The sequence below is a fragment of the Microcoleus sp. Pol7_A1 genome (genome assembly GCF_036701085.1).
GTDB lineage: Bacteria > Cyanobacteriota > Cyanobacteriia > Cyanobacteriales > Microcoleaceae > Microcoleus > Microcoleus asticus.
In genome coordinates this window covers 1-26629 of the sequence record NZ_JAUBQD010000042.1, presented here as the reverse complement: position 1 = coordinate 26629, position 26629 = coordinate 1, and the positions used below count along the sequence as shown (strand labels likewise).

Annotated in this window: 18 protein-coding genes; 10 read left to right on the top strand and 8 right to left on the bottom strand. The window is 46.4% G+C overall.

From position 1 onward, the window contains the following. Positions 1-52: 52 nt before the first annotated feature. From QUA20_RS21470 to QUA20_RS21455, 4 genes are all read right to left on the bottom strand, one after another. On the bottom strand, positions 53-2866 hold the full coding sequence (locus tag QUA20_RS21470) for a hybrid sensor histidine kinase/response regulator (RefSeq protein ID WP_333191049.1): 2814 nt from the start codon (positions 2864-2866) through the stop codon (positions 53-55). A gap of 217 nt (positions 2867-3083) precedes the next feature. Next, positions 3084-8873 carry a PAS domain S-box protein gene (locus QUA20_RS21465; RefSeq protein WP_333191048.1) on the bottom strand — a complete coding sequence of 1930 codons (5790 nt, stop codon included), beginning with the start codon at positions 8871-8873 and terminating at the stop codon, positions 3084-3086. Positions 8874-8963: 90 nt separating this feature from the next. Continuing rightward, positions 8964-9461, bottom strand: coding sequence for a chemotaxis protein CheW (locus tag QUA20_RS21460; protein ID WP_172188842.1), 498 nt, complete (start codon positions 9459-9461; stop codon positions 8964-8966). A gap of 258 nt (positions 9462-9719) precedes the next feature. Further along, positions 9720-10085 carry a response regulator gene (locus tag QUA20_RS21455; RefSeq protein ID WP_333191047.1) on the bottom strand — a complete coding sequence of 122 codons (366 nt, stop codon included), beginning with the start codon at positions 10083-10085 and terminating at the stop codon, positions 9720-9722. 700 nt (positions 10086-10785) lie between these two features. Here QUA20_RS21455 and QUA20_RS21450 point away from each other — a divergent pair. Beyond that, positions 10786-11847, top strand: coding sequence for an IS630 family transposase (locus tag QUA20_RS21450; protein WP_333191046.1), 1062 nt, complete (start codon positions 10786-10788; stop codon positions 11845-11847). Here QUA20_RS21450 and QUA20_RS21445 read toward each other — a convergent pair. Then, positions 11844-12056, bottom strand: coding sequence for a hypothetical protein (locus QUA20_RS21445; RefSeq protein ID WP_333191045.1), 213 nt, complete (start codon positions 12054-12056; stop codon positions 11844-11846). The genes QUA20_RS21450 and QUA20_RS21445 overlap by 4 nt on opposite strands. Positions 12057-12146: 90 nt before the next feature. On the opposite strand from QUA20_RS21445, the gene QUA20_RS21440 reads away from it, so the two are divergent. The 4 genes from QUA20_RS21440 to QUA20_RS21425 all read left to right on the top strand — a co-directional run bounded on the left by QUA20_RS21440 (position 12147) and on the right by QUA20_RS21425 (position 17055). Further along, positions 12147-13001, top strand: a complete 855-nt coding sequence (locus QUA20_RS21440; protein WP_333191044.1) for a phosphoadenylyl-sulfate reductase — start codon at positions 12147-12149, stop codon at positions 12999-13001. Between the two features lie 188 nt (positions 13002-13189). Further along, a complete protein-coding gene (locus tag QUA20_RS21435) occupies positions 13190-14122 on the top strand; it encodes a class II fructose-bisphosphate aldolase (RefSeq protein WP_172188838.1) in 933 nt (310 codons plus the stop codon). 287 nt (positions 14123-14409) lie between these two features. Next, positions 14410-16620, top strand: coding sequence for a Tex family protein (locus QUA20_RS21430; RefSeq protein ID WP_333191043.1), 2211 nt, complete (start codon positions 14410-14412; stop codon positions 16618-16620). A gap of 90 nt (positions 16621-16710) precedes the next feature. Then, positions 16711-17055, top strand: coding sequence for a Uma2 family endonuclease (locus QUA20_RS21425; protein ID WP_333191042.1), 345 nt, complete (start codon positions 16711-16713; stop codon positions 17053-17055). Here QUA20_RS21425 and QUA20_RS21420 read toward each other — a convergent pair. Both QUA20_RS21420 and QUA20_RS21415 read right to left on the bottom strand, forming a co-directional pair. Next, entirely contained in the window at positions 17016-18071 is a 1056-nt protein-coding gene (locus QUA20_RS21420) for an NAD(P)-dependent alcohol dehydrogenase (RefSeq protein WP_333191041.1), read from the bottom strand. The two genes, QUA20_RS21425 and QUA20_RS21420, sit on opposite strands and share 40 nt — an antisense overlap. 368 nt (positions 18072-18439) lie before the next feature. After that, positions 18440-19519, bottom strand: a complete 1080-nt coding sequence (locus QUA20_RS21415; protein ID WP_333191040.1) for a PIN/TRAM domain-containing protein — start codon at positions 19517-19519, stop codon at positions 18440-18442. A 375-nt stretch (positions 19520-19894) separates the two neighbouring features. Here QUA20_RS21415 and hemW point away from each other — a divergent pair, with 375 nt between their 5' ends. The 4 genes from hemW to QUA20_RS21395 all read left to right on the top strand — a co-directional run bounded on the left by hemW (position 19895) and on the right by QUA20_RS21395 (position 23938). Then, positions 19895-21241 (top strand): radical SAM family heme chaperone HemW, encoded by a 1347-nt coding sequence (hemW, locus tag QUA20_RS21410; protein WP_333191039.1) that lies wholly within the window; start codon positions 19895-19897, stop codon positions 21239-21241. A 227-nt stretch (positions 21242-21468) separates the two neighbouring features. Further along, positions 21469-21729: a hypothetical protein gene (locus QUA20_RS21405; RefSeq protein WP_333191038.1), complete on the top strand. Its 261-nt coding sequence runs from the start codon at positions 21469-21471 to the stop codon at positions 21727-21729. Between the two features lie 102 nt (positions 21730-21831). Continuing rightward, entirely contained in the window at positions 21832-22104 is a 273-nt protein-coding gene (locus tag QUA20_RS21400) for a DUF1830 domain-containing protein (RefSeq protein ID WP_172188826.1), read from the top strand. A gap of 268 nt (positions 22105-22372) precedes the next feature. Continuing rightward, on the top strand, positions 22373-23938 hold the full coding sequence (locus QUA20_RS21395; RefSeq protein ID WP_333191037.1) for an FAD-dependent oxidoreductase: 1566 nt from the start codon (positions 22373-22375) through the stop codon (positions 23936-23938). A gap of 171 nt (positions 23939-24109) precedes the next feature. On the opposite strand, the gene QUA20_RS21390 is transcribed toward QUA20_RS21395, so the two are convergent. Next, entirely contained in the window at positions 24110-24979 is an 870-nt protein-coding gene (locus QUA20_RS21390; RefSeq protein ID WP_333191036.1) for a lipid kinase, read from the bottom strand. 224 nt (positions 24980-25203) lie between these two features. Here QUA20_RS21390 and QUA20_RS21385 point away from each other — a divergent pair, with 224 nt between their 5' ends. Continuing rightward, on the top strand, positions 25204-26502 hold the full coding sequence (locus QUA20_RS21385; protein WP_333191035.1) for a HEAT repeat domain-containing protein: 1299 nt from the start codon (positions 25204-25206) through the stop codon (positions 26500-26502). The last annotated feature ends 127 nt before the right edge of the window (positions 26503-26629 follow it).

The following is a 26629-nucleotide window of genomic DNA, read 5'->3' as shown; positions in this document are numbered from 1 at the left end:
TAAGTTTGGTTTGAGATTAGGGATTATTTGAGTGGAGATTTGAGATTTTGGATTAAATTATTGAGTGGTGGAGCAATTTGGGGATGGCTTGTAAAAGTTGGGCCTCGCTGTAAGGTTTGGTGAAGTATTGATTTGCGCCTAATTCCATTGCTATTTGCCGATGTTTTTCGCCGCTGCGGGATGTCAGCATGGCTACGGGAATATTAGCAAACTGCTGGGTCGATCTGATCGATCGCAACAATTCAAATCCATCCATCCGGGGCATTTCAATATCCACGATCGCCAAACTGCAATCAAGACCATTTTGCAACTGTTCCAGGGCATCCACTCCGTCTTTAGCCTGTACCACCCGGTAGCGAGCACGAGTCAGCGTCAGAGACAGCAACTGGCGAATTGTATAGGAATCATCCACTACCAAAATCAGCGGTGACTGACTCGAACTCGGCGCAATCTCCTGCACTTTACCGGACACAGCGGCGATCGAACTATTTGCCGAAGGTTGACTCACCAAATCGTCCACATCCAGAATATTCACCACGCGCCCGTCCCCCAAAATCGTAGTCCCCAAAACCCCGCGAGGCTTGGATAGAGGTGGCGGCAAAGGTTTAACCACAATTTCCTGCTGGCCGATCAGCCGTTCCACGGCCACCGCCAGCATTCCTTCGGTAGAAGCCAAAACCAGGACGGGAATTTCCTCTAGGGTCAAAGGGTCAGGAGAGGGGGCATCCGGGGCGACGACGCTGTATTCGAGCAAATCTTGCATCCTCACCAAACGAATAAATTCCTCCCGCCACCAAAGCATCGGCTGATTGCCGGCAAGGTGAACTTCCGAGGCTTTAATGTGCAGAATTTCCTCGACTGCATCCAGCGGCACCGCTATTTTATTGTGATCGGTCTTCACCATCAAAGCATCAGTAATCGACAGCAGCAGCGGCAGTTTGATGATAAAACTCGTACCTTTTCCCAGGCGAGAGTCTACCTTCACAGTCCCCCGCACAGTCCGCAAATTTGTTCGCACCACGTCGAGCCCGACTCCCCGCCCCGAAAGGTCGCTGACCCCTTCTGCAGTGCTGAAACCCGGCCAAAACAGAAAATCGTAGAGTTCGGCAATGGAAAATTCTTGAGCTTGTTCCTCCGTCGCCAAACCCTTTGTGACAATTTTACGGCGAATGATTTCCGGGTCAATGCCTCTGCCGTCATCGGCGACAGTAATAATAGTTTGGCCGCCTTGGTGGCGGGCTTCTATTTCAATTTGACCGCTGGCGGGCTTGCCGGTTGCTTGCCGAACTTCGGGCATTTCGATGCCGTGGTCGAAAGCGTTTCTCACTAAGTGTATTAAGGGGTCGCGCAAAGCGTCGAGCAAACTTTCGTCTATTTTGGTATCTCTTCCCACTAGCAGCAGGTTGACATCTTTATCGTATGTGAGGCACATATCCCGGAGCGCTCTGGGCAAGTGATCGACGGCGCGGCTGAAATTCACGACTCGCAACTGCATGACGCGGCTGCGCAGTTGGTCGGTTATGCGGCGCAGTTGGTCCGTACTGCGCTCGAATTTCATGGCTAAGGTGTCTAATTTGGTGGCGGATTGAGAAATTGCTTGGGCAGTTTCGATGACTTCTGCGGCTGTCGAGTGGAACTCTGTATAACGATCCATCTCTAAGATATCGAAGTGAGCATGGGGTACAGAGGATTTGCCGTTAGCAATCATTGGGAATTCTGTTTCTGCTGCTGCAAGTTTTCCCAATCCAGACGAACCGTTTCCCCCTCTCCAGTCTGCAAAACTCAGCCTGTCGTATTCTTCTCGCAACTGACCGCCGAATTGGTTCAAATCTAGGATACTGCGGCGGATGCGCTTGACTTCGCCGCGCAGTTCGGATTCTTGAAGTTCTAAATTTGTACGGTTGATGACTAATTCTCCGACTAGATTCACCAATTCATTTAAGCGTTCTAAGTCTACGCGGATTGTCGGCCTTTGCGGGTTGGGGACTGGGGGAGAGGGGGAGGGGGATATTTCGGGGGGAGTGGGGGAGGGGGAGATTTCGGGGGGGGTGGGGGAGTCGCGGGGAGTGGGGGACGGGGAGATTTCGGGGATGTCGATCGCCCTTCCTTCCAATATTTGTTGGCGTGCAGTTTGCAAGTTTTGGGCGATCGCCCAACCCTCGGATTGCAACCGTTGTAGAGTCAAGTCTGGAGAGTCGATCAAATCTCTCAGGGGTGCGGCGACTTTCCCAAAATCCGGCAATTGCAGCATTCCAGCCAAACCCGAGAGTTGGTAGTAAACCTTATGGAGGGCGGTGACGCTTTTTGCCAAATCTGCCTCGGAAGCTTGGGAAAGCTCGGTTTCTAGGCGATTGAAGAGTGGCGGCACTTCGTGTTCAAAAATCAGTTTCAGAGTTTCCGGGGCGGGCGATTGGCTGGCTGCGGGGACTGGCGACTCTTCTGACTTGCCGTACTTGGCCTCGAACTGAGCAAAAATTTGGGCGATCACCTCCAAATTTTCTGTTTGATCGGGAGTTGTGACATCGGAGTGTTGAATTGATTCGAGGGCAATCTTTTTGAGAGCATCCACGCCTTGCAGCAAAACACTCACAGTAGTAGGTTCCAGGGCCGACAAGTCTGTGCGATCGCGCAAAATGACAAAACAGTCCTCCAGCGTGTGAGCCGCCGCCGATACGTTTTGAAAGCCCAACATCGAACCGGCACCTTTTATCGAGTGAGCCGCCCGAAACATTTCTTTAACTGCCGCTTCTCGCTCTTTCAACCCCGCAGCTTCCATCGCCAGCAGGTTCGTCTCCATTAACTGGAGAAACTCTTCGCATTCTGCATTATAAGCATCTATTAATTCGTTTAAATCGTCATCATTCATATTAGTCTTTTGTCTGTTGACAGTTAACTGTTGTCTGTTGTCTGTTGGCAGTTTTTTTATATATGATGTCCCGTTATTTAACTGTAATTGTTGCCAGGGTGGGTTAACTATTATCTATAAATTCGCATTCATGATATTTGTCAACCCGCCCCGACAACAACGATAGTTATTAGTGAGTCGTATAACAGTCACCAGTCACCAGTCAACAGTCAACTGACTAACTGCGGAAATTCGCCACCGACTTTTGCAATTTGCTGACAGAACCAGACAGATCGTCCAAAGAAGCCTTGACATCCGCGCCTTTTTGTGCTGTTGTATTAGCAATCTCATTGACTTGCTGCATACTACTAGAAACTTCCTCAGCCGAAACAGTTTGCTTAGCAGATGCGCGAGTAATATTTTCCACCAAAGCATTCATTTCTCGACTAACTTCGATGATGGCATTGAGGTGAGTTTTAGCTTCGCTTGCCAGCTTAGTGCCTTCCACTACCTCCAGCGTCCCCGATTCCATTGCCTTCATCACGCGGCTGATTTCTTCTTGAATAGTAGCGACAATTTCGGAGATTTCCTCAGTAGCGCCAGCCGATCTTTCTGCTAATTTCCGCACTTCTTCGGCGACAACTGCAAAGCCTAAACCTTGTTCGCCGGCTCGCGCCGCCTCAATAGTAGCATTCAGAGCTAATAAATTAGTTTGCGAAGCAAGTTGAGAAATCGAAGTCACAATTTTGCCAATTTGCTGCGAAGATTCGCCCAAACGCTTCATCATTTTTGAGGTAGAGGCGATCGTCAACCGGAGCCCGTTAATGCCTTCGACAGCTCGATCGACCGCCACACCGCCTGCTTCAGCCGTGTTAGAAGACTGCTGGGCAACTGTTTCGGCGCGCACCGAAACATCTCGCACGTCGCGGATCGAATGCACAATCCGCTCGATTTCCCGCATGATGGCAGATATTTTTGTGGCTTGAATTTCCGCCTGTTGGGTGAGTTGGCTGGTATTGTTAATTGACTCGCCGGTGGCAGATGTTACCTCTTCGGCTAAAGTTTGAATTCCCGTTACCACCTTCCGCAGAGAACCGATTAAGAAGTTGAAAGAGTCGGCGACAGCACCTAAAACGTCGTTAGTCACTTCCGCCCTGACTGTCAAGTCGCCTTGAGCAGCACCTTTAATTTCTCCCAACAATTTTAGGACTTGCTGCGTCAGAGAATCAGCTTCAGCTTTGCGTTCTGCTGCCAATTTTTCCAGCCGTTCTTCTGCCTCTTTACGCTCGGTGATGTCAAAGCGAATGGCGATATATTTGATGATTGTGCCGCTGGTATCAAAGATGGGGGATATCGTCGAATCTACCCAGTAAAACGAGCCATCTTTGCGTCGGTTTTTGATTTCCCCTTTCCACACCAAACCGCGAGAAATGGTCACCCACATATCTGGAAAAAATGATTTGGGATGGTAGCCGGAATTGATCAGGCGGTGGTTGCGGTGCAGGAGTTCTCCCATGCTGTAACCGGATATTTCAATAAATCTGTCGTTGACGTAGGTAATCGTTCCTTTGGGGTCAGTTTCGCTGACGATCGCCGATTCGTCGAGAGCATTTTGCCGCGTTTTGAGTTCTTGCACCAAGCGTTCCTGTGCCTCTGCCAACTGCTGCATTCGCTGCTGGGATGCTTTTTCCTGGGTGACGTTGCGGCAAACTATTACGCCGCCTTTAAGCGCCCCCGTTTCGTCTTTGAGCGGCCGGCCGTTAACTTTCACCCACAGGCCTTCTGGCTTGCCTGCGTGGCGGGTGAAAAGGTCTAAGTCGTCAAAGGCTTCTCCTCGAACCGTGCGCGCTAAAGGTATGTCGGCTGGGGGATAGGGAGTTACGGTATCGGGCAATAATAAACCGTATTTTGCCGACCATTCGTTGGGAAGAGTCTCTGTCGAACCCGTGCCAAACATATCTTGGGCGGCGGGGTTGAACAAAATAAAATTGCTATTTTCGTCGGCAGCAATTATGCCGTCGCCAATGCTGTTTATTAGCAGTTGCAAGAGATTGGTTTGCTGCCGAAATTGGTCTTCGGAACGGGCTAATTGGGCTGTTGTTTGTTGCAGTTGCACCATCGCCTGTTTGCTTTCGGTAATGTCGCGAGCGACTGCATACATGAGCTTTTGTTCGGTTTCAGGTCGCACTTTCCACGACAGCCACTTGTAGGAACCATCTTTGCAGCGGTAGCGATTTTCAAACAACTGTACTTCGGCGCCATCGGATATTTTTTCCGCTTCGGCTGTGGTTTCTTCGCGATCGTCTGGATGGACGAAATTGATAAAAGGTTGGTTTTCCACTTCTTCTAGGGTGTAGCCGAGTGTTGTTTCCCAAGCGGGATTGAGGCGCTTGAATTTCCCTTCAAAATCTATAATACAAACCAAGTCTAGGGAAAGGATAAAAAATCGATCGCGCTCTACTTCTGCTTTTTTGCGATCGGTAATTTCTACTGCTACTCCCCCAACGCCGATGGGTTTGCCGTCAGATCCGGGCAAAGGAAAGTAAGAAGCCAGCCAATCCCGCACGACGCCCGGTTGGTTGAAGGTGGAACCCGACACCTCAATATTTAAAAACGGTTGGTTGGTGGCGAGAACCTGCTCCAACATCGGCTGTAGGGTATCCATTTCAGGTAGAACTTCCCTCACCGTCTTACCGAGGTGTTCGGCAACTGAGGTGCCGGTGGTTTGCGCTAATTTCTCGTTGACTTGCACGAAGCGCAACTGGTCGTCAAAAATAAACATTGAGGCCGGGGCGGCTGTGAAAAATGCGTCAAAGCGGGTTTGACGCAAAACTAATTCTCGTTCTAGGGCTTTGCGATCGGTGATGTCGCGGCCTTCTGGAATTAGCAGCAAGACTTTGCCGCTGTCGTCTTTGATGGGTTTGATGGAGAAGTCAACGGTCGCCACGGCACCGCCGGCAACTAGCACATCCACTTCGTAGCGGACTACCTCGCCGGCCGCGGCAGAGACGATCGCTTCTCGTATCTGTTGCTTGGCTGCTGGGGAAATCTGCCACCACAGGATTTCCGAAAACGGGGTGCCTACTATGTCTTCTAGCAGCAAGTCTGCTGTGGCGAGGGCTGTTTGATTGGCTTCCAAAACGGTGCCGTCCGGTTTGAGCAGAGCTATGAATTGGAACGATTGGTCGAAAATGGCTCGGAACAGTCTTTCGCGATCGCGCAGCATCTCTTCTGAGCGTTTGCGATCGCTGATGTCGCGAGTAACTGTAGCTAGCCCCATAGGCTCGCCGGTTTCTGGGTGTTTGACTGTAAATAGGGTGAAGTCAACCGGAAAGTTTTGGCCGGTTTGAAAGTTCCTCAAGCGGAATTCGCCCTGCCAAAAACCGTCTCGCACAGTAGCCGGCAGGATTTCTTCTTTTAAGCTTTTAGCATCTTCTGGTGTTAGGAAGTCATATATAGTTTTGGTTTTGACTTCTTCAATATTTTGCAATCCTGCTAGTTTAATACCAGCGGCATTCAGGTACGTTGCGTCTCCCTCCAGGGTAGCCGTGCCCATAAAATCCGAGCTGCTTTCTACGATAGAAATCAATCTTTGCTTTTCGATTTCGGCTTGTTTGCGCCCCGTGATGTCGTTGTTAGTTTCTAAAATTGCTTTGGGTTTTCCCTGTTCGTCTCTCTGCAAATTCCAGCGACTGAATACGGTGATTTGGCTCTCGTAATTGGTGGTGTGAATTAGTTCTCCTTCCCAATAATCCTGCGCTTCTAACTGTACCCAGATATCTGCTAAAGGCTGGGGAAAAATGGTGTGCCATAGAGTATGGGTGAGTTTTCCCAAGGCTTCTTTTTTTGTCCAGCCGTACATCCGTTCTGCTCCTTGATTCCAATAATTAATCGTGCCGTCAATATCCCGAACGATCAAAGCGTCGCTCGCCAGGTCGAGCATTTGCAAGTTCTGCTCCAAGGCTTGTTCTACGCGCTTGCGTTCTTTAATATTGCGGGCGATAGTTGAAATAAATCCAACTTCTGAATTCTCGGATTTGTGGGCCACTATTACTTGAGAAACTGGTACTTCTTCGCCGTCTAAACTCTGCCAAACTGTCTCGCCACTCCACACCCCGTCCCGACAAGCTGCGGGGATGGCAACGTTGACAATAGTGTCGATACTTTTGGGGGATATCATCTCAGAAATGTTGATTCCGGCTACATCTGCGTTTTCGCCAAGTTTCAACATTTCTCTGGCGGCGCGGTTGAGATAAATGGTGCGCTGTTGGGTGTCGGCTATGGCTACCCAGTCTGTTGTGGTTTCTAAAATTGCTTTGAACCGCAATAGTTCTTGTTCGGATTTGCGGCCCTCTGTGATGTCGCGCGCGAAGCCGAGCATTCCTAAAATGTTGCCTTCTGCGTCTTTGAGGGGCAATTTCAGCGTGTCGAAGCTGTGTACTTTGCCGTCGGCTAAGGTGGCTAAGTCGTTGGAGTCGGGCGCTACCTGGTTGCCTGCCCGGAAGTTTTGGATTTGGTTCTGGGAATCGGTTTGGGCCTGGAAGCTGCCGAAGATTCGATCGACCGATATGCCGATTTCTGCGTCATCTTTGCCGATAATTTCGGCTTGAGTTTTGCCGAAGGCGGCGGCGAAACCTGCATTGACTAGGGTGTAGCGCGAGTTTCGATCTTTGACGAAGATGCAGTCTGGCGTAGCGTCAATGACTGTCCGCAGCAAGTTTTGGGAGCTTTCTGCTTCTGCGAGCGTGTGCCGCAGTTGTTCTTCCATTTGCACGCGCTTGGTGATATCTCTAATTGCGGAAACGAGAAATTTTCTGCCGTCGGCATCTACAAAGGTAGATTTTTTGGCGGAGAAATAGCAGGTGTTTCCTGCTGAGTCTGTGAGGATTTTTTGGCTTTCCCTGCTGGTATTTGTCAAGAAAACTAATTCGTCTGTTTCTCTATATGTGTCTGCTTGCTCTTTGGGCAAGAAGTCGTCGTAGGATTTGCCAATTAGTTCCGATCTGCGGTGACCTATGTGTTGACAAAAGGCATCGTTTAATGTTATCCAGCGGTGCTGTTCGTCTTTGACGTAAATCGGGTCTGAGATGCTGTTGAGGATGTTATTTAAGAATTGTTCAGAGGCTTTTAATTGCTCTTGGACTGCGGTGCGATCGCGAATTTCCTGTTCCAATTGTGCGTTTGTTTGCAGGATCAGCTCGGTTCTTTCATTCACTCGCTGCTCTAGTTCTGCAGTTAGCTGCTGCAATGCCACTTCTGTCTGTTTGCGGTGGGTAATGTCGCGGCCTTCGGCGAGGATTTGAAATACTTCTCCTGTCTTATTGAACAGTGGCTTAAACGACACGTCCATTACTGTCACATCGTTGTTGGGGCCGGTGATTTCGTATTCTTCGCGGACTAAATTGCCGATCGAGACTTGTTTAATGTTCGTTTTTAAGCGCTGCTGGTTGGTTGGGGATGATGCCCACCAAGGTGCGTGCCAAAATTTCAGCCCCAGCACTTCTGATGCTTGGAAATCGCCCAATTTTAGCGCTGTCTGATTTGCTTCGATCAGAGTACCGTCTGGCTCCAATAATGCGATAACTTGAAAAGCTTGGTCGAAGATTGCGTGAAATCGCTGGTTAGTTTCGCTCAGTGCTTGTTCTGTTTCTTTTTTAGAGTTAAGGATTTGGGTGGAACCTACTAAGAAGTCGTAGCGGTTGGACAAACTCAAAAAAGCGATCGCCGGAATTACAGTTATCCAATCCGACACTGTTTGCACCACCGGGGAGTGTGGCAGTCCCAGGTATTCGGCGGCGTGGCCGCTGTGACCGAAAGCGCAGCTCCAAAATATGCCTGCTGTGACTGTGGCGAAGATGTCGAACCCGAATTGACGGTTTCGCCACAAACCTAAGGTGATCAGCCAGGCGATGGCAAAGTAACACGCACAAATGATGCAGTTAGCAGCCCCAGCTACTACCGATGCGGAGAAGTCAGGCAATGTCAGGGTGAAAGTCGTTGCGATCCAGGTATAGAGAAGTTCGATCATAAAATTAAGGAGGGGCAAATCGGATGCCGGCGATCGTTAGTTAAATTTATTGATGGAAAGCAGTTGCTGATTTATCTGTATTCTTGATTTTTACCAGCGTTCCGAATGGGCGATCGCTTCTACATCGACAATCATTAGCAAGCGTCCTTCGGAATTGTACAGACCTTTTAAAAAGGGTGCTAAGTCGGGACTGACATCTATCGCTGAGACAGTGCGATCGGGATTTAGAGATAAAACTCCTTCGACGCGGGAGACGGCTAATCCTATACGCATTCTCGACAATCTCACGTCTCGCGGATCGGGCGCTTCTACCACTAAGATGCGGCTGCTTGGGTGGTAGGTATCAACCGGCTCGATGCCTGCAAACCGTCCGAAGTCTGCTGCTGCTAAGATTTCGCCCCGCAAGTTGGTTAATCCCAGCAAAAATGGCAGGGTGTTGGGAACCGGGGAAATCGGTTGTTCCTTGAGCGAAAGGACTTCCCGCACTGCCTCTAATTCTATGGCGAACAGACTGCCTCCTTGACCGAACAGGAGAAATTGCTTTGTTCCACTTGTCTGATTGCCCGCCCGGGGAGCAGTTGTTTTCATTGCTTATTTTTTGTTTTTAGTGTAGCTTACAAATTATGGTTTTGCTTTGGTCTAAAAACCGACCCCAGATCGAGTTTTTCAGCATCATTTTTGGTGCATAAAATGTTTCCGCTAAATAAATCGCGGATTTTGCAAATAAGCAGGTCGCTATCATTAAACATAAAACTTTTAGGGGTTTCAAAAACCCAGTTTATTAAAAAAAACGGGATTTGTCGGTATAATTTTTTTTGAGAAGCTGCCGATCGCTTTATGTTTTGTTTACGCGGAAAGCAGGCGCTGCACGATGTTGACGAGTTGCTGAGGTTCAAAGGGTTTGCTGACGTAAGCGTCGGCGCCTAAATCGGTTCCCCAAGCTTTATCGATCTCGGTGTTTTTATGAGTACAAAATACTACGGGCAAGTTTGCAGTTGCGCGATGGCCCCGCAATTCTCTGATCAATTCAAACCCGTTCATTCGCGGCATCACTACGTCTAAAACGACCAGAGCAGGACACTTTTTTTGGATCAGGGCGAGTGCCTCTTCGCCGTCGCCAGCGCGGATCACCTCCAGTCCGGCATCTTGAAGAATGCGGCAAATGATTTCTAGTTCGGTCTTTACGTCGTCCACTACTAAAACTTTTGACATGATTCCACACTTCCTTGCTGTTATTGACAGCAGACTATGTTTATTCAGAAGCTGGCGCGATCGGCGGTGAGAATATTCCGCTTTGCGAACAAATTAATGTACTTCTAAAGACAATATAGCCGATCGCATGGCTGAAGGTTGGCTGCCAGCGATAAAAAGCGATAAAAATTTACTTCGCTCACCGAATCACCCTGAATAAATTAATCTGTAAGTAGTAATTGGTAATTGGCTTTTTTGAAACCACCAGCTATTACTATAACGATCTATCAGGATAGAAAAACTGGATTTTCTAGGATTGGGTTTTAGCTTTATTCCGACCGATATAGTTGTAATTTCTCGCGATTAGCGAAACAACTTCCAAGCTTGCGATTGCTTTCTTTAGGTTCGCGAAAGTTAACGCACAGCGAACAATAACTTCATCAATTAGCAATTAGCAATTTCCAATTCCCAAAAGTTAAGCTTCAAGAATTACTCGCAAATTTCATCGCTTTTTAGTAAGCCGACCAGCAGTTGACGAACCGGATATGTCAAATTGCAAAGCGAGCCAAGTTGAGCATACTCTGAAGTTATTTATCCACAGTTTTTAAATCGATTATAATGTGGTATAGCACTCCTAAATGATTTATAAAAATTTATAAGTTATAAGAGTTAGGTCGTATGTTAATATTTAGGTCATAAATATAGCGTGAAATAAAACAATATGTGTGAGCAGCCAAATCTCAAACAGTTAAGTGATTTTATCGATAGCAACCCCGATCCTAGAGAACAGAAGCGAGCCCTAGCTATAATGATGTGGATTGAGGGTGTGCCTTGTTCTAAAATTCAAAAAATATTAAATGTATCAGCAGCATTTATCAGTCAATGTAAAGCAAAATTTATTAAGAATGGAGTTGAAGAAGTAAGACTGAAATATCAAGGATCAAAAGCATATCTAAGTCAATTAGAACGAACCGAGATTATCACATACTTAGAGGCTAAAGAGTTTTTGAGCTTACAGGAGCTTCGGGAATACATAGAAGACAAATATGATGTTCGTTTCAAATCAAATCAAAGTTATTATCAATTATTTGATGAAGCCGAGATTAGCTGGAAAAAAACTCAAAAAAAGAATCCTAAAAAAAACGATAAATTGGTAGAAACAAAAAAGATAGAAATAGAAAAAATATTAGAAGAAAACAGAGAAGAGATAGAAGCTGGAAGACTTGTGGTATATATGATCGATGAATGTCATCTACTTTGGGGAGATGTCTGTGGATATGTTTGGGGAAAGACTAAGATCAGAGTAGAAGTACCGATGACAAATCAAAAAGAAAGACAAACATATTTTGGGGCTCTCAATTATCAAACAAAACAATTTTTTGTGCAAGAATATGGAGCCGGAAATTCAGAAAATACAGTTTTGTTTGTAAAATACCTTCAAAGTCTAAATACAGCAGCTAGAATTTTAATATTTTGGGATGGGGCAAGTTATCATAAATACGCAGAAATGCGAGATTATCTTGGCCTGGTTAATCAGGATTTAGAAAAATCTGAATGGTTGATAAGATGTGAATTATTTGCACCTAATTCACCTGAGCAAAACCCTGTAGAAGATATTTGGCTTCAAGGCAAAAGATTTCTGAGAGAACATTGGTATCTCTGTAGAACTTTCCCACTTATTAAAAAACTATTTATGCTTGTAACTCACTCTCAAGTATTTAATTTTCCCAAGTTAGATATGTATGGCTTGTTTGATAAAAATTATAAATTAATACCAACTTAATCAGGATGGGTGAAGCCCAATGTTTTTACAATTGATTTAGGATTGCTATATAACCGATAATTAATAACTATTCTTTGGTAGCATATGATACTAGATTTAACATCATTTGCAGCAGTTGAAAAATACTGCACGGAGCGATCGCTCTGGCTGTTGCGCTCGTAGCCCCCGAAAAGTTCGGGGGGAGGCTCGTAGGGTGGCAGCAATGTCATGTCAAATAAGCCTTGAGCTACTTCTAAAGTAGAGGAGTGTTGGGTTCACCAAAACTTGAAGAAGCGGGCGATCGCCATCCTCGAGCTTGATTGTGGGCCCAGCCGAAAAGACTGCTGCAAAAAGCAGTCAAATTCATCGGTGATAGAGAGACGGCGATCGGCTATAATAAAGGTCTAGAGGAAAAGAACACCGATAACCCGAAAATAATGGTTGCCATCCAGAACAATCTCAACATTGCCGCCCTAGAAGCAGAATACAGTCAAAAAACACCGCGAGAAATTCTCAAATTTGCCCTAGAAAACTTTGAAAATATCTCAATTTCTTTCAGCGGTGCCGAGGACGTAGTTCTGATCGATCTAGCCTCAAAAATTACCAAAAATTTCCGCGTTTTTACCCTCGATACCGGCAGATTGCACTCAGAAACCTATCAGTTTTTGGAGCAAGTCAGAAAACATTACGGCATTAAATTAGAAGTAATGTTTCCCGATGCTGCTGAAGTACAAGCCCTAGTAGATGAAAAGGGATTGTTTAGTTTTTATCAAGACGGTCACAAAGAATGCTGCGGCGTGCGGAAAGTCAAGCCACTGCGCCGCAAACTGAATACTCTCGATGCTTGGATTACCGGTCAGCGCAAAGACCAAAGTCCCAGTACCCGCAACGGTATTCCGGTTATTGAAGTTGACACTGCATTCTCAACTCCCGATCGTGAATTAATTAAATTCAACCCCTTAGCAAACTGGTCTTCGGCAGAGGTTTGGGATTATATTCGCGCTTTGGATGTGCCTTACAACAAGTTGCACGAACGCGGTTTTGTAAGCATTGGTTGCGAACCTTGTACGAAGCCGGTATTGCCGAACCAACACGAACGCGAAGGTCGCTGGTGGTGGGAAGAAGCGACACTAAAAGAGTGCGGTTTGCACGCTGGTAACGCACAGAAACAGTAAATGAATTAGTCGTAGGGTGTGGAACGGGCGCCAAACGGAGAATAAATGCGTACCCAACAAATAGTAGGGTACGCAATCCGCACCCTACGCAAAAATTCGCAATTACAAAAAATAAAAATTAAGATGAGCTTGCAACCGAACTTTGATAGGATAATCGACATTCAGAACAGTTTTTAAGCCAGGTACTTATGCTCGCCTCAACTAGCGAATTGCTGAACACGGCCCGGAGAAACGCTTATGCGATCGGCGCTTTTAACGTCTACAACCTCGAAGGAGTAAAAGCCGTCATCGATGCCGCCGAAGCGCTGCAAAGTCCTGCTATGCTGCAACTTCACCCCAGCGCCCTCAAATACGGAAAATCGCCCTTAGTCGCGCTTTGCATGGAAGCCGCGCGCAAATCTTTAGTGCCGATCTCAGTACACTTAGATCACAGCACCTCAGAAAAAGACATTCATCTCGCCCTAGACGCCGGCATCAAATCAATTATGGCAGACGGTTCTCCTTTGCCCTACGAACAAAACTTAATATTTACGCGCGAAATGACTAAATTATCCCACGCTAACGGTGCGGTAGTTGAAGCAGAAATCGGCAGAATTAGCGGCACTGAAGACGGTTTGACAATCGAAGAAAAAGCTGCAAAAATGACAGATCCATTGGAAGCAGTAGAGTTTATCAAAGAAACTCAGGTAGATTTTTTAGCAGTAACAATTGGCAACGTTCACGGCAAATATTTCAGCGAACCAAAACTCGATTTCCCGCGTTTGGCAAAAATACGCGCTTCTGTTCCCGTGCCGTTAGTGCTGCACGGTGCTAGCGGTTTGCCGGAATCAATGATTAATCAATCTATTAAATTAGGAGTATCTAAATTTAATGTGAATACGGAAGTTCGCGAAGCTTATATGGACGTTTTAAAAACTAGCAGTTCTTTGTCAGATCCAGATTTGTTGGAAGTAATGGAAAAGGCGATCGATGCCATGCGATCGGTCATTTCTGACAAACTGCAACTTTTCGGTTCTGCCGGTAAAGCTTATCTGCATCAATCTCCCTACGCGGACGAATTGACCGCAAAGAGTACCAGCGACAAACCAGCGGAAACCAATCAAGTTTTTGTCAAATCTTAAAGGCTGTTTGTAGTGATGATTTCAGTCTTATTTTGAATAAAAAAACTAAAATCCTGGCTGCAAATCTGTTTGCAGTCAGGATTTCTGTAGTCTCTATGGCAATATTGAAAAATTACGGCATTTATGCTAACATCATGTTAACACTGCTAGGACAATCGATAAAACTCTCTAAAAGTCTTATTTATCTGATTTCCTGCTCTGTATCCTCTGCAGTTCATTTCCCTCTTAATTCCCACAAATCCTAAATAATTTATTAACCGCCAGCAATTGATCCGACATTCTGCACTATGATCGACATTCCTCAACTGATTGCTCAAGAACTTTCCATTAATCTGTCTCAAGTCAATAATGCTCTGGAACTTTTCGCCGAGGGAGCAACTATTCCGTTTATTGCCCGCTACCGCAAAGAACGCACGGATTTACTGAATGAAATTCAGTTGCGGGATATCTCCGATCGCTTCACATATTTGACTGAAATTGAAGAGCGCAAAAAGTCGATTTTAGATACGATTAGCTCTCAGGGAAAACTCACTGAAGAACTGCAAGCTAAAATCGAATCGTGTTTGCAAAAAAACGAACTAGAAGACCTTTATCTGCCTTACAAGCCCAAGCGGCGGACGCGAGCGACAATTGCTAGGGAAAAAGGTTTGGAACCGCTGGCAGAATTTATCAAGTCTCTGAACTTGCCTGCGGCTAAACTAGCCGATTTTGAGGCGGAAGCAGCTAAATACATTTCGGAAGAAAAGGGAGTTAAAACAGCAGAAGAAGCTCTAAAAGGTGCTGCGGATATTTTGGCGGAAGCGGTTTCGGAAAAAGCAGAATTGCGGGCTTATTTGCGAGAGTTTTTGATGCAAACAGGAGTCTTTGTCTCGAAAATTAAAGATGATTTCCCGGAAGGAAGCACTAAATTTGAAATGTACCGCAATTACCAAGTTGCGGCCAGAAGCGTTCAGTCGCACAATATGTTAGCGCTGTTTCGCGGGGAAACGGAAGGGGTTTTAGATTTGGAACTGGCTTTTGATGAATCCGCAGTGATGGCTTATTTGGAAGGTCAGGAAATTAGAACTAGGATACCGGAAGTTAAAGAGTTTTATCGATCGACTTTGAAGGATGCTTTCAACCGACTGATGAAGACTTCGTTAATTACAGAAGTGCGATCGCACAACAAAGCCGTCGCTGATATCGAGTCGATCGCCACTTTTGAAACCAACCTCCGCGAGTTGCTGCTGTCGGCCCCGGCGGGAATGAAACCCACACTGGCGATCGATCCGGGATTTCGCACAGGGTGTAAAGTTTCCGCCCTCGATGAAACCGGACAATTTTTAGAATATCAAGCAATTTTTCCCCACCAAGCAGCGGCTCAGCGACAGCAAGCTGGTAAAATTGTCAAGCATTTAATTGAAAAATATAAAATTGAATTAATCGCGATCGGCAACGGTACAGCTTCCCGGGAAACAGACGAATTTGTTTCGGAAGTTTTGGCAGAAATGGACAGGAAACCGATTAAAGTCATGGTGAATGAATCGGGTGCATCGATTTATTCAGCAAGCGAAGTGGCGATCGCCGAATTTCCCGACCTCGACATCACCGTCCGCGGCGCAGTCAGCATCGGACGGCGCTTGCAAGACCCCCTCGCCGAACTCGTGAAAATCGACCCGAAATCAATAGGAGTCGGTCAATACCAGCACGATGTTGACCAAAAACTGCTCAAAAAGAAACTCGACGAAACAGTCGAAAGCTGCGTTAATTATGTCGGAGTTGACTTAAACACAGCCTCCAAAGAACTGCTGACATTTGTATCGGGAATGACGGCAACAGTTGCCAAAAATATCGTTAATTACCGCAACGAAAACGGCGCGTTTAAAAATCGCCGCCAACTCCTGAAAGTTCCAAAACTCGGGCCAAAAGCTTTTGAACAAGCAGCCGGGTTTCTCCGCATTCGCGGCGGCGAAAACCCCCTGGACAATACAGCAGTTCATCCAGAAAGTTATCCTGTCGTGCAGGCGATCGCCAAGGATTTGGACTTGCCTCTGACTGAAATAACACAAATTTCGGAAAAAATTAAGACTGTAAACATCAAGAAGTATGTCACCGAAAAAGTAGGAGAACCAACACTCCGAGACATTATTTCCGAACTAGAAAAACCGGGAAGAGACCCGCGAGCCGAGTTTAAATATGCCACTTTCCAAGCAGGAATCAAAGAAATCTCCGACTTGCAAGTTGGGATGGAATTAGAAGGCATAATCACGAATGTAGCTAACTTTGGAGCCTTTGTTGATGTGGGAGTGCACCAAGATGGTTTGGTTCACGTTTCTCAATTAGCCGATCGATTCGTAGATGACCCCAAACAGATTGTTAAAGTCGGACAAGTTGTGAAAGTGCGGGTTTTGGAGGTGAATGAGAAGTTAAAGCGGGTTAGTTTGACAATGAAGCTGCAAGAAAAACCGCAACCGCAAAATGGCAATAGCGCGAGGCTTCCGGCCCCGCGCCGGCGTTAAAACTTTGGGGAAAAGCTGAAAAAGGGCGATGGCGTCCCGCCCCGCAAGCTACGGCTATAATTGTGTAATGCTCACTAACCTCAAATTTAGATGACTGCAAGTAAAAGCTGCACCTCTATCTCCCCCGAAGACTATTTAGGAACCGAGAAAGTCCGCCCCATAAAACACGAGTACAGGCAAGGGAAAATCTATGCAAAAGCAGGGGAAAGCAAACCTCATGCCATTATCACGGGGAACGTATCTGTACTTTTGAGAAACCATCTTCGGGGAAGTGGCTGCATACCTTACATGGCAGATATGAGAGTTATGCTCGATACACCTAATTTTTTTTACTATCCCGATGTAGCGGTGAGTTGTGATGAACGAGACAAAAATGCTGCCGTTCAATCATGGATTTATGGGTTTATGGCAACTTTTATGACACCATCTCGTTGATTGCCGAATAATTCATACGCTTCTTTTATTTGATCTAGCTTAAACCTGTGTGTGATCATAGGTCTCAGGTCGGCACGAGCGGACTGTATGACATTTATCAGCCGCCGCATACGTTCTTTTCCACCGGGGCAGAGGGTGGTAACAATTTTCTTATCTCCAATACCGGCGGCAAAGGCATCTACAGGAATGGCAAGTTTTCCAGAATAGACTCCTAGACTCGATACAATTCCGCCTGGTTTAACCACACGCAAACAGGCTTCAAAGGTTTCCTGAATACCGAGTGCTTCAATCGCTACATCTACACCGCGACCATCAGTCAAATCCAGGATCGCTTCGACTGGATTGCACTTTTTATAGTTTAAAACAATGTCGGAGCCAAGCATTTGGGACATTTCCAGGCGTGCTGGATTGCTGCTGACGGCAATGATTTTGGAAGCACCTCTGAGTCTGGCACCGACAGTGGCGCTCATACCAATTGGTCCTTGGGCAAATATGGCGACTGTATCACCAATCTTGATATTTCCGCTTTCGGCACCACTGAAACCCGTACTCATAACATCGGGACACATGAGCACCTGTTCGTCGGTTAATTCGTCAGGTATGGGAGTCAAATTTGCCATTGCGTTCGGCACTAGCATGTATTCCGCCTGAGAACCATCAATGGTATTGCCGAAGCGCCAACCACCCATTGGCTTACCGCCGCACTGCGCTTGGTAGCCGTCAAGACAGAAATTGCACTGACCACAAGGAGTTATAGCACCAACAAGAATACGCTGTCCTATTTCATAGCCGTGAACGCCTGCGCCGAGTTCTGCAATGACGCCAACTGGTTCATGTCCTAGTGTCCGTCCAGGCTGGACGGGTACTTCACCTTTGAGTATATGAACATCTGTGCCACAGATTGTCGTCGTGGTGATTTTCATCAGTGCATCAGTAGGCCCAATCTCAGGAATTGGTTTTTCTTGAATCTCGATTCGCCCTTTTTCTACAAAAACAGCGGCTTTCATCTTTCTCATAAATTTCTTACACAATTTTTAATAAGATAATACTATGGAAAATCAATAAAACGCTTTTCTTTCTGTCTCCTTGCTCCCCTATTTGTGACTGCCATTCGGCTTATATCCCTCTTTTGTCACTTTGGGGTGAAACCTTGAATCTTCATGGGCTGTATCCTCGAAAAATCGCCAATTTATCAGAGAGTGATGAAAGATCGCTACGTCCTAACCGCCGGGGCGGTTGCTATACTTACCGATTCCCAACATTTAAGACACAAAAAAAACCACTGCCCCGACTCGTCATACCGGGCGCGGTAGAGAGTCGGGGCAGATTGGGAACAGCGATCGCAATATTTGATTCTGATTGCCCTGGCCATTGTTACTCAGTTTCAAACAATAACGGACTCTTGAGGGCGGGCGAATATCATGCGGCCGGCGCTAGTTTGCAGGGCGCTGGTGACTACGACTCGGGCTTCGCCCCCGACATAGCTGCTTCCTGCTTCTACGACAACCATTGTGCCGTCATCCAAGTAACCGATTCCCTGAGAGGGTTCTTTGCCTTCTTTGCGGATTTTTAGTTCGATCGTATCTCCCGGCAAATAAGTGGGGCGCACCGCATGAGTCAAATCGTTGATATTCAAAACCGGCAGTTTTTGGACGGTAGCTACTTTCGATAAGTTGTAATCGTTGGTGAGCAAAATGCCGTCGATATCCAAAGCGAAGCGGACTAATTTCGCATCGACTGTCGCAAGATCTTCGTAGTCAGCCGAGTGAATTTGAATCCGTTCTGGATATGTTTCTTTGATGCGGTTGAGTACATCTAAGCCGCGGCGCCCGCGCACTCGCTTTTGATCGTTGGCGGAATCAGCTACCAGTTGCAGTTCTTGGAGCACGAATTGCGGCACGATAATTTGACCTTCGAGGAAACCAGTTTCTAGCAGGTTTTCAATCCGGCCGTCAATAATGCAGCTAGTATCGACAACTTTGGCACTTGCTGGTTTGAAAGTACCTTCGGCTACCAACACAGTGTCTAAGGTTTTCGGGTTGATCAGCCGCAAGAAAGCGCGGCCGTGGGTGTCGGTCAAACTGACGCCTGTGAAGCCGAACATGAGGCTTCCCAAGACTGCGACTAGAGGTTTGATGAAGCCGAACTCGCGGGGAATTGGCAGCAGGAACAGCGGAGCCAGCATTAAGTTAGCTACTAGCAGTCCGATGATTAAGCCGATCGCCCGCGTCAGTAACATCTCCACTGGCATATCGCGAACTTGTTTTTCCAGGCGCCGGTATGTGGTTTGAGCCACTAATCCCAGCACGAAGCCGATTAATGCTCCAAACGAGCCTAGTACAGAACTTAAACCTTGTATATTTGTAACTTGCTGCAGCAGATTGCTCGGCAGGAGTTCGACTCCGTAATAGCCTATGCCTCCGCCTGCGATTATGAATGAGATTATTATGATTGCGTCTAGCATTAGTTCTAGGTTAATGAATTTATTCACATTATATCTTTCGAGTGCTGATACTTGTTTTTATGCTGTGGTCGGATATCGCTATATTTACTCATGGATTTTCATAAACTTATATTTCGCGGTTGTACCCTTTGGGGGTTCAACCAGTGAGTTGCTCGGCATTTACCGCGCCCCGCCGAAAGCAGGCACGAAGTGCGAATAGAGCGCCCTGCGCGCTGTTCGGGAATTGTGGCAGATCGAAACTGGTACGAGGTTAAATTAAAAGAGCCGATCGTTCGCAGGGCTTTTTTGGTAAGAAAATGTCATAATATACATAATTATTCATGATTGTTTAATTAAAATTTTAGATTTGAAGTTGCGCTTTCGGCTTGAGATGTAATGAACCCTGCCACAGATTATTTAACATTTGAATTAAAAAAAAGTGTGCAAGCGACAAATTCCGGCATTCCCAGTTCGGCTTACCTGCACGTACCTTTTTGTCGGCGCCGCTGTTACTACTGCGATTTTCCGGTTTTTGTGGTGGGCGATCGCAAAAATGGCGAGAATTCCGGCACAATCGTGCAATACGTTGCTGTACTGTGTCAAGAAATTCAAGAAACTCCAAATTTAGGGGCATCTCTGGAAACAGTTTTTTTTGGTGGTGGCACGCCTTCGCTGCTTTCTGTCAGTCAGTTGAGCAATATTTTAGAGACTCTCGACGGCAAATTTGGGATTGCTGCTGGGGCGGAAATTTCTATAGAAATAGACCCGGGTACGTTTACTTTAGAACAGTTGCGGGGATATGCAGCGGCGGGAGTAAATCGAGTTAGTTTGGGAGTGCAAGCTTTTCAAGATGAACTGCTGCAAGCTTGCGGACGATCGCACTCTGTCGCTGATATTTTTGAAGCAGTAGAAATAGTGCGATCTGCTGGTATTGTCAATTTCAGTTTAGACCTGATTTCTGGACTGCCGCACCAAACTTTAGAACAGTGGGAAGCTTCCCTGAAATCGGCGGTGGAAATTAGCCCGACTCACCTGTCGAGTTACGACTTAATTGTTGAGCAGGGAACTGCTTTCGGGCGCTACTTTGAAGCAGGCGCGCAGCCGCTACCAGCAGATGAAACCGCTGCTCAAATGTACCGTTTAGCGCGGGAAATTCTGACCGGTGCTGGATACGAACATTACGAAATTTCTAATTACGCTCGATCGGGCTATCAGTGTCGCCACAACCGCGTTTATTGGGAAAATCGCCCTTATTACGGCTTGGGAATGGGGGCGGCGAGTTACGTGGAAGGCCGGAGGCTAACAAGGCCTCGCAAAACTCAAGAATATTATCAGTGGGTGCGATCGATGTCTCGCCTCAATTCCCCTGCTACCCCAAAGCTGGGAGGGGAAACCCAGCCAGAGATGGATCGACAAATTGAGCAAAATTTTCAACAAGTATCAGAAAATGACGTTTTGTTAGAAACGCTGATGCTAGGTTTGCGTTTAGCAGAAGGAGTTAGCCTGTCGGCGCTGACTGAAAAGTTTACGCAGCAAACGGTTGATAAAATTTGGCATGGTTTGCAACCATACTGGCGGCAAGGATGGGTGGAAATTATGACGGAGGATAGGGCGATTGCAACTTTAGGCGAGGGTGCGAAACTGCCGCTTTCGGGCAATTTGAGGTTGAGCGATCCCGAAGGTTTTTTATTTTCTAATACTATTTTAGCCGATTTGTTTAGCAAGCTAGGCGAGGATAATTAGCTCTGTCTGAGGAAGTACATCTCCAGGGAAGCTGCTCAGCAGTAAAGCGCGGTCTGCAAGTTCGGCAGGAAGAAAATTAAATTGCTCCCTAGCTTTATAATGTCAAAAATAACCTGTTTTCTATCGATCCCTAAACAAAACTTAAAAGGCGAACTAAGCCTTGAGATAGACGCCACGACTGGAATCTGGCTGTCATACTTAAGAGACAACATTTAAAAAATACCTTAATGGAAACTCTAACTTTAGAACGCAACAACATCCACAGCAATCCCAATCAGGTAATTAGCGAGCGTGGCTTAAATCCGGCTTCTAAGTGTAATTTTTGCGGTCACTATAAACTGCAAAGAGGTTCCGTAGGTCACTGTGAATTGTTCAACGCACCTGTTCGGGGAGAATGGAAATCTTGCACTTTAGCAATGCCAGCTTTTGCAGCTTCTTGGGAAGACGTGGAATGCGCCAAAGTTTCCCCAGGGGCCTTTATTAATTAACCTAAGAAATGTTGAAAAAATTTTGTTGTCACGGGTGATATGGTATATTAAGTTTAGGCCAGTCGCCGATGGATCGCACAGTTTCACAAACAAGTTAAAAATATGAATTTGACACTGAATGAGGTAATTTCCGAACGTCATGCGCGCATTTTGTGTTGGTATCTGAATACTACCAGTCAAGTGCAAATCGCTCGGATTACAAATATTCCTAATTGGTATTTTGAGCGGACGGTGTTTCCCGGGGAACGTTTTTTGTTTGAAGCGCTGCCGGAAGCTCAGTTAGAAGTTTGCAGGAGTGCGGAGAGCGGTGCTATTGTGTGCGAAGGAATTTTGTGCGATCGGCTGCGAGTTGAAGAGTTAAGCACGGCTGATTGAAGATAATTCCCCAGACTTACCGACGAAGGGTATAAACCCGGTTTTTTTTTGAGAAACCGGGTTTCTCTATGTGATGATAAAAAAAACTCCGTTCCCGATCGCACTCGCGACATCTGAAACCCGGTTGATTCGTATATTTCTCGTTACTAAGCCCAAAATTGTTAGAAACCGGGTTTCTCACCACCTCATGCTTAAGCCCTGAAACTGTCGGAAACGTTGATCTAAGCTAAATTATAAAAAATCAGCCACTGTTTAATACTAAAACCCGATGTCCCTCACCGAACAAATCCTCTCCCAACTGCCAGCAGACGCCCTCGGAGGCCTGAGAAAAGTCGATCGACTCTGGGAAAACCTCAAACAAAACACCGCACCAGCACCCCAAGCAGTCAAACACAGCCAACAACCCCTGGATACCCTCGAATTCGACATAGTTATCGGCGGCGGAACCCTAGGAATATTAATCGGTACAGCCTTAGCCGTGCGGGGTTGGCGAGTAGCCCTGCTCGAACGCGGCACCCTGCGAGGCCGCGAGCAAGAATGGAACATTTCTCGCAAAGAATTAGACGCATTCTTAGAACTAAATCTGCTATCTGTTGAAGAGATAGAAAAGGCGATCGCCACCGAATACAACCCAGCCCGCATCAGCTTTGCCAACACCCCCGACATTTGGGTGCGCGACGTACTCAACATCGGAATAGACCCTGTTTACCTCCTAGAAACCCTCAAGCAGCGATTCCTAGAAGCTGGAGGCAATTTATATGAAAATACACCATTTAAAACAGCCACAATTCACCCAAATGGCGTTCTTATTGAATCAGAAAATACCGCTTCACAAGCTGCTAAAAATTTATTTAAAAGCCGATTATTATTAGACGCAATGGGACATTTTTCCCCCATTGTCCGCCAAGCAAGACAAGGCAACAAACCCGACGCCGTATGTTTAGTAGTCGGCAGTTGCGCTCAAGGATTCCCCAAAAACGACAGCGGCGATATATTTGCATCCTTCACCCCAATGGAAAATCAGTGCCAATATTTTTGGGAAGCATTTCCAGCCAGAGACGGCCGCACCACCTACTTATTTACCTACATAGACGCCGACACAGAAAGATTCAGTTTAGAAACCTTATTTGAAGAGTATTTGCGCTTGCTTCCCCAATATCAAAACGTCGAACTCGAACAGTTAAAATTCCAAAGAGCACTCTACGGATTCTTCCCCTGCTATCGCCAAAGTCCTCTAAAAACGCCTTGGAATCGCATACTCCCAGTCGGAGACAGCAGCGGTAGCCAATCTCCCCTCAGCTTCGGCGGTTTCGGGGCAATGGTGCGCCACCTCAAACGATTGACTCTAGGAATTGACGAAGCTTTGACAAGCGACAGTCTCAGCAACAATTCCCTCGCACTTTTGCAACCCTACCAGCCGAATCTATCAGTTACCTGGTTGTTTCAGCGTTCGATGAGTGCTGCGATGAATCAAAGAATAGACCCCAATCAAATCAATCAGCTTTTGGCGGCAGTATTTCAGGTAATGGAAGAGTTGGGAGAACCGGTACTCAAACCGTTTCTTCAAGATATCGTGCTGTTTCCGGCTTTGTCAAAAACACTGTTTAAAACAGCAATTAGCCATCCCGGATTAGTGATGAAAATTATCCCGCAGGTTGGAATAGCTAATTTGCTCGATTGGATGGTTCATTATATAAATTTAGGACTTTATACGGGATTGCAGCCTTTGGGGAAAGCCGTAGAACCGCAGGTGAAGAATTTAGCGCCGGAGCAGCAATACTATTTTCACCGATTAGTTGAAGCGTGGCAATACGGCGCTGGAGGCGATTATTAAGTGAACAAGCTCTCCGGCCTGTTGCACAAGAAAATTACTCGTTACCAGGCTGGAGCCTGGTAACGCAGATCCGGAGGCTCTGCCTCCATTTTCGGCACCGAGGCAGAGCCTCTAGATATGGGTTCCCCGGCTCCAGCCTGGGAACCAGTTAACTGATATATTAGTTATGAGTTATGAAGGAGCTATAACTGCTAAAGCTTGGGGAATCACTCGGAATGTTGCAGGCGTGTGAGTGGTGATTTCACCGTCGGTATTAATCGGACGGCGTTTGCTAGTATTAACCTCAAATTCTTGAGCGTGCAAGGCACGAACGTTAGGCCAACTGGTATGATTTCCTTGCCTCATAGCTGGCAGCAAAGCAATGATTTCCCACCAGTTTTTTATTTCCAAACTGTACAAATCCAGTCGCTTGTCGTCGATTGTGGCATCTTCGGCAACTGTCATGCCGCCGCCGTAATAGCGACCATTACCAATGGCAATTTGAATAGTTTTAACATTAAAAGATTGGTCGTTTACTTTAATTTCTGCTCTGAAGGGTTGCGATGACAAAATTGTCTGGAAAGCAGTAAAAGCATACGCGAAAACTCCCCAGCGCTGCTTCACGTCTTTAGTCAGCCGCTGGCTAATTTGCACGCTCAATCCCAAACTCGCCACATTTAAAAAATGCTTGCCGTTCACCCAACCCAAGTCTATTAACCGAACTTTCTGGCTGGCAATTACTTGACAAGCTGCGGATAAATCTGTAGGAATGCCCAGAGTGCGAGCTAGGTCGTTAGCAGTTCCCATCGGCAAAATACCCAAGGGTAACTTGGTGTCTATCAAACCTTCTATGGCGGCGTTGAGAGTGCCGTCGCCACCGCCGATTATTACTAATTCGACTTTATTTTTGTAGCGCCGAATTGTGTCGGGAATTTCGCTGGCGTGGTCGGTAGATTCTACAATTAACTCAAAACCCAGTGCTTGCAATTCTACAGTGGCTTGAGATGATAACTTTTGCCCTTTTCGGGAGTGCTGGTTTACTAAAAGTAGAGCTTTCTTCATTTGTGGATTTTTAATGGGTAATATTGAGTGTTTTTAATTACAAAAAGTATAGCTTGATGGCTTAACTTTATGAAATTAATGCTTTAGTTCTATTTTACCGATTACGATGGATTGACAAAAATGTCAAAAAAGGGATAATTGTAGCCAAAGATTCCTAAAAAGTACCTCCGGCTCTGGGCTAGCAGCAAACAATCTCGCTTCTCGATCGAAGTAAAACTAAAATTATGTCTAATTTTTTAGAACAAGGGCAAGTCGCTGCCGATCGCCAAAACTGGCCTGGGTTAGTCGAATGCTTGCAGCAAGTGACAGCCAAGGGCAGCAAGCCGCAGGAACAACACATTTTAGATCGAGCTGTCAGTTTAGCAATACAAGCCTTAGAATGGGGCGATTTTCAAGACCGTTGGGAAATTGCTAAAGTATTGCCCAATCTGGGAAATGGCGCGATCGCACCTTTAATTGCCGTGCTCGAAGACGCAGACGCAGACACAGAGCCCCGGTGGTTTGCCGCCCGCATCCTCGGAAACTTCGATCGCCCGGAAGTGATTCAAGCTTTAGTAGAATTGGTCAAAAATTCCGACGAAGAATTGAGCCAAATCGCCGCTGAAACCCTAGGGAATTTCGGCCCGACAGCCATAGAATCCCTCGCAACTCTCCTACTCCAAGAAGACTCGCGACAGTTTGCAACAGCAGCACTCGCGCAAATTCGGCGCACCGAAACCATCCCACCGCTGTTGAGCGTAGTCGGAGACTCTCAAATTGCGGTGCGCGCGCACGCAATCGAGGCATTGAGCAGCTTTCGCGACTCCCGCATCCCCCCGGTACTGATAGCAGCACTCAAAGATCCGGCGACAGCAGTCAGAAAAGAAGCCGTGCGTGCTCTCGGCGCGCGCGCCTATTTAGATGCAGAATTAGATTTAGTTAACTTGCTCAAACCTTTGCTTTCGGACATCCGATTAGAAGTTTGCAAGCTGGCGGCGATCGCGATCGGGCGAGTGAAAACCGATGCTGCTGCGGCTGCTTTATTTGAATTGCTGCGATCGCCCACAACTCCGGTTGAATTGCAAATCGAAACTGCGCGCGCCCTAAGCTGGAGCGAAACCGCAGTCGCTTTAGAATATTTGCAGCAAACCTTAATTGCCGAATTGACTAACACAAACTCTCCTATTTGTCAAGAAATTATCACTGTTTTAGGGCGAGTGGAAAAACCGGAATTAAAAGCTAAAGCTGTTGAAATTATGCTCGATTTACTCGAAAGCAATCATCCCGGCGTGCATTCCGCGGCAATCAAACAATCTTTAGCTTTAGGGTTGGGGCAATTAGGAGATATTAGAGCGCTAGATGTGCTGATTCAACTGTTAGCAGATGCCGATAACAGCATCAGGCTGCACTGTACGGCTGCGCTAAAACAGCTAAATGCGATTGAGGCCAGACAGCAATTAGAAATTTTAGTTAACCAAGAGAGCCTTGAACCAAGATTAAAACAGGGAATTGCGATCGCCCTGCAAGAATGGCCGGAGAATTAAGAGGGAGAGGATTTGCGGAGGGTGATTTAGGAAGCTGAATGCCACGGATATATAGCAATCCTAAATGATTTATGAGATAATAGCCAAAATCACTACATAATTTATCTATGTTAGAAGAATTAACGGA